This window comes from Streptomyces cirratus, assembly GCF_014650775.1.
GTDB lineage: Bacteria > Actinomycetota > Actinomycetes > Streptomycetales > Streptomycetaceae > Streptomyces > Streptomyces cirratus.
In genome coordinates this window covers 459,341-471,584 of record NZ_BMVP01000003.1, presented here as the reverse complement: position 1 = coordinate 471,584, position 12,244 = coordinate 459,341, and the positions used below count along the sequence as shown (strand labels likewise).

The 12,244-nt window shown below is 76.5% G+C and carries 11 protein-coding genes and 1 pseudogene; 4 read left to right on the top strand and 8 right to left on the bottom strand.

Annotated elements, in window-relative coordinates:
* Positions 1 to 42 precede the first annotated feature (42 nt).
* Positions 43 to 531 carry a hypothetical protein gene (locus IE207_RS11840; protein ID WP_229873653.1) on the bottom strand — a complete coding sequence of 163 codons (489 nt, stop codon included), beginning with the start codon at positions 529 to 531 and terminating at the stop codon, positions 43 to 45.
* A gap of 61 nt (positions 532 to 592) precedes the next feature.
* On the opposite strand from IE207_RS11840, the gene IE207_RS11835 reads away from it, so the two are divergent.
* Positions 593 to 946, top strand: a complete 354-nt coding sequence (locus IE207_RS11835; protein WP_190184039.1) for a hypothetical protein — start codon at positions 593 to 595, stop codon at positions 944 to 946.
* Here the strand turns inward: IE207_RS11835 and IE207_RS11830 are convergent.
* Together IE207_RS11830 and IE207_RS11825 are read right to left on the bottom strand one after the other, a co-directional pair.
* Complete coding sequence (locus IE207_RS11830; protein ID WP_190184236.1) at positions 915 to 1,748, bottom strand: MerR family transcriptional regulator; 834 nt, start codon at positions 1,746 to 1,748, stop codon at positions 915 to 917. The genes IE207_RS11835 and IE207_RS11830 overlap by 32 nt on opposite strands.
* Before the next feature lie 72 nt (positions 1,749 to 1,820).
* On the bottom strand, positions 1,821 to 2,264 hold the full coding sequence (locus tag IE207_RS11825) for a hypothetical protein (RefSeq protein ID WP_190184038.1): 444 nt from the start codon (positions 2,262 to 2,264) through the stop codon (positions 1,821 to 1,823).
* Between the two features lie 258 nt (positions 2,265 to 2,522).
* On the opposite strand from IE207_RS11825, the gene IE207_RS11820 reads away from it, so the two are divergent.
* Positions 2,523 to 3,200 carry a peptidoglycan-binding domain-containing protein gene (locus IE207_RS11820; protein WP_190184037.1) on the top strand — a complete coding sequence of 226 codons (678 nt, stop codon included), beginning with the start codon at positions 2,523 to 2,525 and terminating at the stop codon, positions 3,198 to 3,200.
* Between the two features lie 64 nt (positions 3,201 to 3,264).
* On the opposite strand, the pseudogene IE207_RS11815 reads toward IE207_RS11820, so the two are convergent.
* Positions 3,265 to 3,782: pseudogene (locus tag IE207_RS11815) on the bottom strand (SDR family oxidoreductase).
* 209 nt (positions 3,783 to 3,991) lie between these two features.
* Between IE207_RS11815 and IE207_RS11810 the strand changes: the two are divergent.
* The gene (locus IE207_RS11810; RefSeq protein ID WP_190184235.1) at positions 3,992 to 4,909 is read left to right on the top strand and encodes an NADP-dependent oxidoreductase; all 918 of its coding nucleotides are present in this window, start codon (positions 3,992 to 3,994) and stop codon (positions 4,907 to 4,909) included.
* An 18-nt stretch (positions 4,910 to 4,927) separates the two neighbouring features.
* Here IE207_RS11810 and IE207_RS11805 read toward each other — a convergent pair whose 3' ends face one another.
* The 3 genes from IE207_RS11805 to IE207_RS11795 all read right to left on the bottom strand — a co-directional run bounded on the left by IE207_RS11805 (position 4,928) and on the right by IE207_RS11795 (position 10,531).
* Complete coding sequence (locus IE207_RS11805) at positions 4,928 to 7,984, bottom strand: poly(A) polymerase (RefSeq protein WP_190184036.1); 3,057 nt, start codon at positions 7,982 to 7,984, stop codon at positions 4,928 to 4,930.
* Complete coding sequence (locus IE207_RS11800; RefSeq protein WP_190184035.1) at positions 7,984 to 9,813, bottom strand: RNA ligase family protein; 1,830 nt, start codon at positions 9,811 to 9,813, stop codon at positions 7,984 to 7,986. Before IE207_RS11800 ends, IE207_RS11805 begins: the two co-directional genes overlap by 1 nt.
* Before the next feature lie 97 nt (positions 9,814 to 9,910).
* Positions 9,911 to 10,531 (bottom strand): TIGR03086 family metal-binding protein, encoded by a 621-nt coding sequence (locus IE207_RS11795; RefSeq protein ID WP_190184034.1) that lies wholly within the window; start codon positions 10,529 to 10,531, stop codon positions 9,911 to 9,913.
* An 81-nt stretch (positions 10,532 to 10,612) separates the two neighbouring features.
* On the opposite strand from IE207_RS11795, the gene IE207_RS11790 reads away from it, so the two are divergent.
* Positions 10,613 to 11,563 (top strand): helix-turn-helix transcriptional regulator, encoded by a 951-nt coding sequence (locus tag IE207_RS11790; protein WP_190184234.1) that lies wholly within the window; start codon positions 10,613 to 10,615, stop codon positions 11,561 to 11,563.
* Here IE207_RS11790 and IE207_RS11785 read toward each other — a convergent pair.
* Positions 11,545 to 12,201, bottom strand: coding sequence for a DUF8548 family protein (locus IE207_RS11785; RefSeq protein WP_190184033.1), 657 nt, complete (start codon positions 12,199 to 12,201; stop codon positions 11,545 to 11,547). The genes IE207_RS11790 and IE207_RS11785 overlap by 19 nt on opposite strands.
* Between the last annotated feature and the right edge of the window lie 43 nt (positions 12,202 to 12,244).

Genomic DNA, 12,244 nt, shown 5'->3' with positions numbered 1-12,244 from the left:
CGGTACGGTCCGGCCCGGGACCGTACCGCCTCGGGGCGGCCCTCAGCGGGGTGGTTCGACCTCCAGGAAGCGGCGGCGGCGGGGACCGCGGTACAGCAGACATTCCCAGCCGTGCCGCTCCAGCACCCGCCCGCACAGCGACAGCCGCTCCTGCTCCTCCTCCGCCGCGCCACCTCCGGGCGGCCCGAGCCAGGACACCTGGACCCGCCCGGGCTCCGGCGCGGCCGCCACCCGGTACCCGGTGTGCGTACGCCCCCCGTCCGGGTCCACCGCCGACGGCTCGATGCCCGCCGCCTCCAGTACGAGGGCCACCGCGCGCGGCATCCTGCGCATCTCCCACGGGGCGGGAACCGCCGCGCCCCGCGGGCCGTTCACCAGACGCCGGATCTGCATCAGCCCCTCGTACGCCGTCCGGACCTCGGCCGCCCGCCCGGGGCCAGCCGGCGGGGCCGGGCCGTCCCCGGTCGCCGCCTCGAAGCCCTGCCCGCCCGGTTCCTCCGCCACGCACACCACCCCGTCTGAGTACCCCACGTCCAACGGCCTGAGTATCCGGGCCGATTCCCCGCCAGGCTGCCGCTGGTCGAATGGCGCCATGACGTACGAAGCCGCGCCCGGCACGCACCGCCCGCGCATGCAGCAGGTCGCCACCGCCGGTTCGGCGCTGGCCGTGGCACTGGTCCCGCTGGTGGTCGGGGTCCTGATCGCCAAGGGCATGGCCGCCGACCCGCACGCCCCGGTCAACGCCCTGATCGCCGGAGGCGGCCGGCGCGCCGGCCTGCCCCGCGCCGAGTGGCGCCGATACGGGCACACCGCCGTGCGCCGCCTGCGAACCACCCGCGAGCACACGACCCGCTCGGCCCGCCGCTGCGCGGCCGCCTGCGGACGTCGCGCGCGGCGTGCACCGGGCGCGGGCGTCAGGGGGCCAGGGGCTCCTGGAGTTCGGTGACCCACTGCTCCCGGTCCTCCGGGCAGGCCAGGCTCAGCTCGCGCGCGAACCCCGCCGAGCGGTGACCGTGGGCGTCGATCCACCGGGCCAGCGCCTGGGCCGTGGGCAACACGTCGTCCATCGACCCGCGGTGCACCACGGTCGCCGCCCGCTCGACCCCGGGCAGCTCGACGATCCTCACCGCACCACCGAGGTCCTCGGCGTGGACGGCCGCTGCGACGGGGAGTCCGGCGTGCACCAGGACGGATCCGGGCGCGGTGTCCGCAGCCTCCTCGTAGTAGGCCAGACCCGGGCCCGTCGGAACCACCACGGCGGCCTCGACACGGCTGCACAGCTCCTCGTACAAAGGACCGATGACCGGCCCGATCTCCTGCGGAGCGTACCCGGCCGCGACGCCGGTCATCTCCGCGAGCCGGACGGGCGGCAGGTTCTTCACGACGATCTCGTCGGTGGGCATGGTCCCCTCGCTCTCGATGGTCCGGAGCCTCGTCTCGACCTCCGCCAGCCGCGCCGCGGCTGCGGCCAAGGCGCTCTCCAGTTCCGCCTGCCGCAGCCGCAGCATGCCGCGCAGCTCCGCCACGCCCGGCCGCTCGTCGAGGATCGCCCCCACCTCTTCGAGGCTGAAGCCGAGCTCCTTGAGCGCGATGACGCGATTGAGGCGGGCGAGCTGCCCGGCCTCGTAGGAGCGGTAGCCGCTGACGGGGTCGACTCGTGCCGGGCGCAGCAGCCCGAGGGCGTCGTAGTGACGCAGCATGCGGACCGACACCCGGCCGTACTTCGCGAAGTCTCCGATGGTGAACATGATGCCTTCCAGTGCACGGCCTGACACGGTGTGAGGGTCAAGCCCCGAGCGCCAGTCCGGAATCCGGGCCGGTCAGCGGCCGTACTGGCGCACGCACAGGTCGACGACGGACGGGGGGACGACGCCTTGCGCCGCCGCGCACACTTCCTCCCCGCCCGGGCCGTGCGGGAGCGGCTTGCGCGCGGCGGCGGGCGGGCGGACCCGGCGGGGGGCGGCGGGCTTCGCGGCACGCTCGCCGCCCCTGCGGGCGGGACGGGCGCGGGGCTTCTCCTTCGACTGCCGGTCCGCGGCCGGCCCGGGGTCGGGGGCCGAATCCGGTTCGGGAGTGGGCTCGGGCAACGGGCTCAGCGGCAGCGGCCGGGACGAGGGCACGGCGACAGGCGCGTCCGGCGCGCCGACGGGCGGCAGGGCGCGCGCGGGACCCGCGGCGGGCTCACCCGGCCCGACCGACACACAGCCGGCGCTCGCCAAGAGCGCGAGGAGGGAAAGGGGCAGGGCGGCCCGGCGTGACTGCATCCCCCCACCATGCCGCACCCCGGACGGCCCAGCCGCGCCGCTCACGCGTCCGGGTGACACGATTCGCGCCGGAGTCCGGAACCCGCCCCCGACCGGAGGGAACGGGCGGATCGGACACCGGGCTTGACCGGACCCGTCCCGGGCGGCAAGAGTGCGCCCCGATCAAGCACCACGGCGCGACCCGCACTTCGAAAGACGCACCCATGCCCCTGCCCGCCTGCACTGCGGTTCCCCGTACCACCACCCGGAAGCGGGCCCATGCCTGACGACGGCCTGTTGGTGCGCCCCTACGTCGCAGCCCCGGGCCGGCCGTCCTGCGCCACGGACGGCCCGACCTGGCCCGAGGGCACGGCGCGGCCCGTTCCCCCGCCCGCTCCCGCCGCGGCGGGGTCCCCCGTACCGGACCGGCGCGGACGCGGCGCACGGGTGGCAGCCGTCCTCGGCCTGCTCGCGCTCACCGGCGCCGGCGCGCTGGTGTTCCTGCTCAGCGGCCCCGACCCGGAGCCCGCGCGGGCCGAGGCGCCGCCCGGTCTGAGCGTGCCGGTGCTCCCGGCGCGCAGCCCCGACGCCGAAACGGGTTCCTCTCCCGCCGTCCCGGACCGGCCGAAGACCTCCGCCCCGGCGCCGGCCACGGCCACGCCGTCGGGACCCGTCTCCAGCCCGGGCGCCCGCCCCGGGAGCACGCCCCGGGGCGGCCCGCCCGGCACCACCGCGCCGCCCGCCGAGGACTCCGGCACCCTACGCCAAGGGGACAAGGGGCCCGAGGTGCGCGTCCTCCAGCAGCGGCTGTACGCGCAGGGGTTCACGTACGTCGCCGTCACCGGTGTCTACGACGGGCGCACCCGGCGCGGTGTCGCGCAGCTCCAGAGCGACCGCGACATCAAGGGCGACCCGCCCGGTGTCTACGGCCCGGCGACGCGGGCCGCCTTCGGCTGAGGCGCGGCGGTGCCGTGCCGTGACGTTGCCAGTGCCGATGCCGCTGGCGTTCTCGGTGCCCGGCTCAGCGCCCGACCGACACCCGCAGCACGGCCCCCGTCGTGTACGAGGAGCCCGGCGACGGCAGCCACGCGATGGCCCCCGCCACCTCCTGCGGCAGGCCCGGCCGCCCGAGCGGGATCGTCCCGGCGGCCCGGGCGGCCGGGGCGGGGTCGCCCATCGCCGCGTGCATGTCGGTTTCAATGATGCCGGGCGCCTCGGCGTTGACCCGGATCCCGTCCGCGCCTAGCTCCATGGCCAGGCGACGGTCAGCGCGTCGCCGGCCCCCTTGGCCGCCGCGCCGAGTTCGGCACCCGCGAGGTCGAAGAGCCGCTCCACCCCGCACTCCGTGGACGTGTCACCCCGTACCGTCACGCACCGGGCGCCGGTCGCCCGGGCCGGACCGGAGGTGGTCTGGGCGGCCGCGTCGTCGCTGACGTGGCCGAGCGCCACGTCGAGCCCCTCGGCGGCGAGTCTGACGCAGGTCGCCGCGCCTGTGCCCCGGCTGCCTCCGGTGACGCCGGTCACCGGGCGACGTGACATGCGGGCCTCCCGGGTGACGGGGGGAGGCGGGCCGACAAGCGCCGGCGGACACGGGACAGCGGGCCCCCCTCGCCGGCCCGGCGGCGGCGCGGCTTGCCGGGGCGGACCCGGCCGCCCGTGATGGGATGGCGGCACGCAGGCGAGCGCACCAGCCACCAGCTCACCAGCCACCAGCTCACGGAGAGGCCGGGTACATGTCCGAGGAAACGATGCGGGCCATGGCATACGAGACGTACGGCGGTACGGAGGTACTCGCCGAAAGCAGGCTGCCGGTCCCGAAGGTCGCACCCGGCGAGGTGCTCGTCCGCGTCAAGTACGCCTCCGTCAACCCGGTCGACTGGAAGATCATGGCGGGCGGACTCGACGCGCTGATGGACGTCGTGTACCCGGTGGTCCCGGGATGGGACGTCGCCGGCACCGTCGAGCGCGTCGGCATCGACGTCCCCGAGTACGCGGTCGGGGACGAGGTCATCGCGTACGCCCGCAAGGACTACGTACACGGCGGCACCTTCGCCGAGTTCGTCAACGTGCCCGTACGGGCGCTGGCCGCGAAGCCCGCTTCGCTCGACTGGAAGCAGGCGGCGGGGCTGCCGTTGGCCGGCCTCACCGCGTACCAGCTGCTCACCCGCCTCGGCACCGGCAAGGAGGACACCGTCCTCGTGCACGGCGCGTCGGGCGGTGTCGGCTCCCTCGGCGTGCAGATCGCCCGCGCGCTCGGCGCCCGCGTCATCGGCACCGCCTCGCCGCGCAACCACGACCGGCTGCGCGAGCTGGGCTGCGAGCCCGTCGCGTACGGGGAGGGCCTCGCCGACCGGGTCCGCGAGCTGGCCCCCGACGGGGTGAGCGTCGTCGCGGACTTCGTCGGCGGCGTGCTCGACGTGACGCGGGCGGTCCTCGCCGACGGCGGGCGCCACGCGTCGATCGCCGACCACACGGTGCTCGGCGCGGGCGGTCAGTGGATGTGGGTCAGGCCGGTCGCGAGCGACCTCGCCGAACTGGGCCGGCTGGCCGACAGCGGGCTGCTGACGGTGCCGGTCGCCGAGACCTTCCCCCTCGCCGAGCTGGCGGCGGCGTTCGAGCTGAGCCAGGCCGGGCACACGGCCGGGAAGATCGTCATCGAGGTCTGAGCGCCCTCGTCCCGCAGGTCAGGCGAGCGAGGGGACCGCCCCGCACTCCGCCCAGGTGACCTCGACACCCGGCAGACCCGAGGACCACGGGCCGGTGAGAGCAGCCAGCCGGGCCGCGTCCGGCGGGGCGGTCCCGAGGCCGATCGCGTACCGGGCCAGGGTGTCGCCGCGCTCGAACGGGCGGGGCCAGGCGTGGGCGTCGGGCAGACCGGCGTCCGCGAGGGCGTCGAGCAGGGCGCGCAGACGGCCCCGCATCCGGCCCAGGTTCTCCTCGAACTCCCCGGGCGCGGAGCCCCGTACGGTGACCACCGCCCACGCCGCGTGCCGCCGGTGGGGCGGCGTGGGGTCGGCGGGGGAGAGGCGGTCGGGGTCGGCGTCCAGCCACTCCCACGCCGCGTACAGCTCCCGCACCAGCAAGTCCCGCATCCCGGGGCCCACTTGGGCGGTACAACTCCGGACGGGGCGGGAGGGGGTGAGCACGACGACAGCCACGTCGGGCCCGGTCCCGGGCCCCGCACCGGCGTCTGGGCCCGAGCCCGCCTCCGGGTCCGGGCCGGGGCCCGCGTCCGCGTCCGGGCCGGGGTCTGTGGCGGGCCCGGAGCCCGCGTCCGGGCCGGGGTCCGCGTCTGCATCGGCGGTGGGGCCCGCAGCCGGATCGGGGCCGGGGCCCGCAGAGGAGTCGGCGTCCGCGTCGGGGGCCCTCGGTGTGGTCAGGGCGACCGGGGCGCGCCAGTCCCAGGCGGCCCAGGTGGCGAAGAACTCGCGGAGCAGCGCGCCCGGGGCCAGGTCCTCGGCGTCCGCGACCGTGCGCGCCGACAGCACGGCCCAGGCCAGCCCCGGCAGCCCGCCGAACGGTGCGCAGTCCAGGCCCCGGGCCCGGGCCCAGGACTTCACCGCGCGGGCCAGCCCCGCGAACGCCTCGGACTCGGCGCCCACGAAGCCCCGTACCGCCTCGGCGTCGCTCACCGCGCTCAGCGCCACCGCCGCCGCCTCACCCAACCCGGCCCGCCGGGACACCGCTTCCGCCGGGGCCGCCGTCCCCGTGCCGACGGCCACGAGGTCCACGTCGAGCCCGCCCACCCGGAACCGCAGCCCCGGCACCCGCGCCCCCTTGACCAGCCGGAGCCGCCGGGCCTGCGGCAGCGCCCGCGCGACCCGCTCCCGCAGCCGCTCGGGTTCCACCTCGCCCGGCAGGGCCGCCACCAGGTCCAGGTCCGCCTCCGGCAGGGCGCAGCCCATGCGCCGCGAACCCGCCAGGTGCACCACCCCGTCGGGAAGCGCCGCCTCGACCCGGGCGGCGACGGACCCGGCGATGTCCGGCCCCGCGTCGTCCGCGTCCGTAGGCCAGGCACCGCCGGCCCGCGGCGAAGACGCCCTCTCGGGGAGCCAACGCACCGCCCCCGTCCCGAGTTCCACGGTCGCCCGGACCCGCATCGGCTCGTCCCCGCGCCGCGACAGCACCGCGAGCGATCCCACCCGCGCCGTCGAACCCCCGTCCGGGAGCCGGTCCTCGAACTCGCGGACGGCCCGCTGCGGATCGCCGCTGCGCCCCAGCGTCAGGTGCGGGGTGAACCCCCGCGCGTCCGCGCCCCGCCCGCGGCAGCCGGGGAAGCGTCCCGCCAGCGCCCTCCGCAACTCCTGCCACGCCGCGTCGCCGTCGGCGGCCGGATCCAGCCACAGGGTGGCGTCCTCGCGGTGCCCGAAGCTGTGCACCCCGGCCAGCCGGACGGCGAACGGCGCGGTCTTCGCCGCGACTTCCGCCACCAGCTGCAGCGCCTCCTCGAAGGAGGACTCCGGTACGAAGCCGAACAGCAGGTTCACGTGCGGCGGCCACCGGTCCGCACCCGGGTCGTGCTCCCGCCGCAGGGCGTCCACCGCCGGATCGGGCGGCGGCAGCCAGGCCACCGCCGTCCGCGCGGTCGCCGGCACGTCGAGGGAGCCGCCCGCGCCGTCCGTCCCGAACTCGACCGTCGCCTGAACCCCGTAGTGGTCGGAGACGAACAGCCCGTCCGCGGTGGGGGAGTCGCCCCGCAGCGCGGCCTGCCGCACCCGCGCGTCCGCCGACCGCAGCAGGATCCGGTCCAGCCGTGCCGCCCTCCCCGACAGCGAGCCGACCGCGGCCAGCGGATTGGCCACCGGGTCGAAGGTCGGGGTGTCGTCCGCCGGCCCGTGCACGTCGCTCCACGCGTCCCGCAGCCCGAGCGCGGCCGCCGGCCCCTCGGCCCCGGACCGCCAGTCGTTGAAGTCGCCGACCAGCGCCAGCGCGGCTTCGACGCCGCCCAACCCTTCGGCCAGCCGCGCCAGTTCCGCCGCACGCCGGTCCGCCCCGCGCTCGGAGTGGTCACTGCTCAGGTGCGTCGCGGCCACCACCAGCGGGCCGCCCGCCGTGTCGACGGTGACGGCGGTGACCGCCTTGTGGGGGCCCAGCACGCTCAGGGCCGCCTCGCGCACCGGCAGGCGGCTCAGCAGCAACAACCCGCTCTCCGGGACGTCGGGACCACCCGGGTCGGTGCCCAGGGTGTAGCCGGCCCGGACCCACGGCAGCGCCAACAGCGTAGAGAGCAGCGCGGGTTCGACTTCCTGGAGCGCGATCACGTCCGCGTCGGCGGCCTCCAGGTCGGCCAGGAGCAGCGGCCGGCGCCGGGCGGTCGCGATGCGCGGGGCGTCGTAGCGGTCCCACAGCGTGTTCCAGGTGAGCAGCCGTACCCGCGAGGGACCGGGCATCGCCCCGGCGCCGGGCGCCTCCACCGGCCGCCAGCCACCGCCGCCGGCCGGGTCCCAGGCGTGCGGGGCGCGGGCGTTGAAGAACGGCGCCCGCAGCAGCCGGGGGTCGCGCACCCGCCCGGCCCGCGTCACGTCGATCCGGTCCACTCCGGTGGCCCGGTCCCACACGAGTTCCCCGTCCGCCTCCACGAACAGCACCCGGTGCCAGGGGATGTCGCCGCCCGGCACGAAGGACGGCAGCGGAACCCGCTTGGGGGCGGCCCCGCGCTGGAGCAGCCCGAGCGTGAACCGCGCCGGGTCGAAGCGGGGGTCCCAGCGGACCTGGTGGTAGAGCTCCTCGCTGGTACGCATCAGCCGTCCTCGCCCGGTGTCCCGGCAACCGCCGGCCGTCGCGTCGTATCCGCCCGGGTGCCCTCCGCCTGCGCCGGGGCATCCTCGGTGTCCGCCTCGCCGATCGACCCGGCCGTGTCCGCAAGCGTGCCGTCGGCGCCGACGTACCAGGTCAGGTGCGCCTCCCCCGGGTAGGGCGGGCTGAACCGGCGCAGCTGCGAAGCCAGCACCCCCTTCGGTACGGGGTGTGCGCGCGAGGCGTTGCGCTGCACCAGTTCGTCCTCCCCCACCCACACCACGGCGTGCGTGACCAGCGCGTCGCGGCGGCGTGCGACCGCCCCGGCCAGCCCCCGCTGCTGCTTGGTCAGGGACGTGGCGTCCCACACCACCGTCCCGCCGGAGCGCGCGGCCGCCGACAGAGCGGCGTCCAGCCGGTCGAGTGCCTCGCGCAGGACGTCGGCGTTGGCCCGCTGGTCGGAGCGGGAACCCCGGGCGGTGCGCAGATCGTCAAGACTGATGTACGTCTCCACCCCGGCCAGCCGCCCGGCGTAGGTGCTCTTGCCGCTGCCCGAGGGCCCGCACAACTGCACGAGGTGCGGGAAGGCCCCGTCGCGCAGGCGCCAGGTCGCGGCGACCGCCTCCTCGGCGGTGTGCACCCCGCCCTGCCCGAACGCCTCCCGCGCCCGGGCCCAGCACCGGTCGGCCGCGTGCCGTCCGAGCCCGGCGAGCGCCTCCCGCAGCCCGCTGCGCAACGGTCCCAGCGGGTCGGGCCCGAGCAGCCCGGCTTCCTCGGCGTACAGCGCCGACCACTCGGCGCAGTCGCGTCCCGCCCCGTCCGCGGGGTCCCCCAGCGCCCCGGCCAGCGCGTGCAGTACGCCCAGGTCGGCGGCCGCGGCCAGCCGGACCAGACCGGCCCGCCGCTCCGCGTCCGGGAACGGCCGGCGCAGGGCCGGGTACAGCCCGACCAGGTCCGCGACCCGCCGAGCGGACGGCATCCCGAGCGGCCCCGCCGCCAGCCGCGCACCCAGCCGGGCCCGCGGTACGCCGTGCAGCGCGGCGGCGAGCACCCCGGTCAGCCGGCTCTCCCCGGTCCGCCCCAGCCCGTCCAGCCGGGCGGCCACGTCGGCGGCGGCCTCAGCGGCGCCGGGCGCGGGGACGGGGTCCATGCCGAGCGCCCCCAGCAGCCCCGCCGGGTCCGGGTCGGAGCCCGACCGGACCGCCCACAGGGGGGCCGTCGGCCCCAGCCCGTTCGGCACCACCGGCGCGTACATCCAGTGCGTGTCGGTCCGTACGTGACCTCCGCGCACCCACTTGGCCACGCACCGCCCGAAGTCGGCCCGCGCGAAGCCGTCGACGGTCCGTACGACGTACCCCTCCTGGCGCGTGGTGTCGATCCGCAGCTTGCGCAGCGCGCGCTCGTCGTAGACGCCCCGCCACAGCACGCGCGGGGTGGGGACGCCCAGACGCCGCAGGAAGCGCACGGTCCGGTCCCAGTCCAGGCATCGGTCGCCGTCCCACACCGAGAACCCGTAGAACCAGCTGTCCAGTTCCTCGTACGGGAGGGAGTGCCGGGCGTACAGGTTCTCACCGCACACCCGCCGGCCCGCCGGTATCTGCGGGCCGATGCGGCCCTGGAGGCCCTTCACCCAGGCGCGGGAGGGGTGGTGCCCCGAATCCAGGGAGCGGGCGTGCAGCCCGTCGCGGTAGAGGGTGGTGTTCTCCCCGTCGAGCTTCTCGGTGACGACCACCTCCCGTCCGGCCAGCGCGACGGGCCCGGACATCCGCACGTCGTCCGCAGTCGCCCCGGGGGACCATGGCAGGTGCGCCGTACGGGGGTAGTGCGTGCGCATGATCCGCTCCTGCTCGACTCCTGCCGGCGATGCCTTCCACCGTCACTCTATGTAGGTGGCGCGGGCGGATCCACCCGATATCCGACCGGCCGGAGGCTCACGGCCGGCGGCCCGCCCACGCCACGAGCCGGTCGATGGCGGGAGCGTCTTCGTCCACGGCGACGACCGCCCCGTAGGGCACCGGGCCGCCGCGCCGGCCGGCCGGCAGGGACCGGCGCATGACGTCCAGTACCCGCTCGACGAGAGCCGGGTCCCATGCGGGCTGCTGACCGGTCGCCCGCGCCAGATCCCAGGTGTGGACGGTGAGTTCGCTGGTGTAGATCACCGCGCCGACCGCTCCCGGCTTCGGGCCGATCGGCAGCCGCAACTCCCGGCTGAGGACGGAGTCGTCCGACCACACGGCCTCCGCCTCCAGCGCGGCCGGCGCCCAGGCCCCGGCCCAGGCGCCGTCGGGCAGTTCGTCGGCGAAGGACGGAACGCCGAACGGGTCCTCGCCCCGCCCGATCACGGCGATCCGGCGCAGGACGGCGACGAGGTGGCTCGACAGCCGCCGCACGTCGAACTCCTCGCAGGGAGTGGGCAAGTCGTACTGGTCGGGGCGGACGGCGGCGAGGGTGCGGCCGGCGAGCGCGATGGCCGCCGAGAGGCCGGGGCGCGGGTCGAAGACGGGGGCGGGCAGGGGCTGCGGGGCCGCGAGCTGTGCGGTGTTCTCGTTCATGGGTTCATCGTTGCGGCTAAAGTGGCCACCTTCTGGCCGGTTTTCCCGGAGCTCCTCCGGAGGAAGTGGGGTTTGCCGCGTATGAAGGCCGATCGGCTGGTGGCGACCCTGCTGTTCCTCCAGGAGCGCGGCCGCGTCACCGTGTCCGAGGTCGCCGCCGAACTGGAGGTGTCCGAGCGCACCGCCCGCCGTGACCTGGAGGCCCTGGCCGCGTCCGGGATCCCCGTCTACTCGCAACGCGGTCGGGGCGGCGGCTGGTCCCTGGTCGGCGGGGCGCGCACCAACCTCACCGGGCTGACCGCCGCCGAGATCCGGGCGCTGTTCCTGCTCACGGGACCGCTCGCCGCGACCCCCGAACTCCGCACCACATTGCGCAAGTTGGTACGTGCCCTGCCGCCTGCGCTGCGCTCCGATGCCGAGGCCGCCGCCCGCGCGGCAATCACCGATGCCACGGACTGGTTCCGCAATGCGGCCACGGCGGAGGCGGGACACCGCTCACTGCTCCAGGGCGCGGTGGTGGAGGGGCGGCGGGTCCGGCTCGGTTACGCGGGGGTCGCAAAGCCCCCGGGGGTGCGGGTGGTGGACCCCCTCGGGCTCGTCGCCAAGGCGGGGGCCGACTACCTCGTCGCCGGTACGGAGTCGGGACTGCGGACCTTCCGGCTCAGCCGCGTCACGTCCGTCGAGCCTACGGGCGAACCGGTCGAACGGCCTCCGGACTTCGACCTCGCGTCGGTGTGGCGGGAGCGGGCGCAGGTGATCGAGGGCGGTATGTTCGCGGTCACGGCCCGCGCCCGCGTCGCCCCCGAGGCGCTGCCCCGCCTCGAACGGCTGCTCCGCGGCCGGGTCACGGTCGGCGAGCCGTTCGACGACGGCTGGACGGAGGTCCGCATCGACGGACCGGCCCATCGCGCGCTGGCGGCGCAGCTCGCGGGCTTCGGCGCCCTGATCGAAGTCCTGGACCCACCGGAGCTCCGCCGCACACTGGCCCGCATCGGAGCCGAACTCACCGCGCTCTACGAGCCCGACGCCTGACCGGCACCTGCCCCGGCAGCCGCCGCCTTCCTCGCCGGACCCGCCTTGAACCGCCAGACGGCGTGCTCCAGTCCGCCGGGCTCGTGCCCGAGAAGGGCGGCGGCCTCCTCGTACACCGCTTGCAGCTGCTGGTAGCCGAGGCCGCGGACACCGGCGTCCGCGGCGAAGGCCCGCAGGTGCACATCCACCGCGACCTGGGACCGGCCGACGAGATTGCCGATGTAGTCCACCGTCTTCGGCCCCACGCCCTTCACCGTGCGCAGGGCCGCACGGTTGGCCTGGCGGCCGAGCCAGAGGTGGAGATCGTCGCGGGTGTCGACTCCGGCGGCGGCCAGCAGATCGGCGATGCCGTGGGCCGTCGCGACCTTGCCGGGGCTCCGGAAGTCCATGGCGACCGCGAGGTCCTCCGTGACGAGCCGTGCGCGGAAACCGCGGACGGTGGCGGCGTCGGGCCAGGCCGCTTCCAGCCGGAGAAGCCGTGGCCATATGGTCGACCGGTACGTGCGGCGGGCGTGGAACCCGGCGTCACAGATCACGGCGCCCATGTGGGTCCACCCGGGGGCCGGGCGGAACGGCCCGTCCCCGAGGGTGGTCCGTATGTGGAGGGCGAGCCGCTGGGCGGGGCCTGGTGTGGTCATGGCCCCATGATGGTGCGCCGGCCCCACGACCGGAGGGCGTTTC

Bases quoted from the DNA above. Each gene is read 5' to 3' on its own strand.
- IE207_RS11805 (WP_190184036.1), bottom strand. From the start codon at position 7,984: ATGCGTACCAGCGAGGAGCTCTACCACCAGGTCCGCTGGGACCCCCGC.
- IE207_RS11820 (WP_190184037.1), top strand. From the start codon at position 2,523: ATGCCTGACGACGGCCTGTTGGTGCGCCCCTACGTCGCAGCCCCGGGC.
- IE207_RS11785 (WP_190184033.1), bottom strand. From the start codon at position 12,201: ATGACCACACCAGGCCCCGCCCAGCGGCTCGCCCTCCACATACGGACC.
- IE207_RS11800 (WP_190184035.1), bottom strand. From the start codon at position 9,813: ATGCGCACGCACTACCCCCGTACGGCGCACCTGCCATGGTCCCCCGGG.
- IE207_RS11795 (WP_190184034.1), bottom strand. From the start codon at position 10,531: ATGAACGAGAACACCGCACAGCTCGCGGCCCCGCAGCCCCTGCCCGCC.
- IE207_RS11810 (WP_190184235.1), top strand. From the start codon at position 3,992: ATGCGGGCCATGGCATACGAGACGTACGGCGGTACGGAGGTACTCGCC.
- IE207_RS11790 (WP_190184234.1), top strand. From the start codon at position 10,613: ATGAAGGCCGATCGGCTGGTGGCGACCCTGCTGTTCCTCCAGGAGCGC.
- IE207_RS11835 (WP_190184039.1), top strand. From the start codon at position 593: ATGACGTACGAAGCCGCGCCCGGCACGCACCGCCCGCGCATGCAGCAG.
- IE207_RS11825 (WP_190184038.1), bottom strand. From the start codon at position 2,264: ATGCAGTCACGCCGGGCCGCCCTGCCCCTTTCCCTCCTCGCGCTCTTG.
- IE207_RS11830 (WP_190184236.1), bottom strand. From the start codon at position 1,748: ATGTTCACCATCGGAGACTTCGCGAAGTACGGCCGGGTGTCGGTCCGC.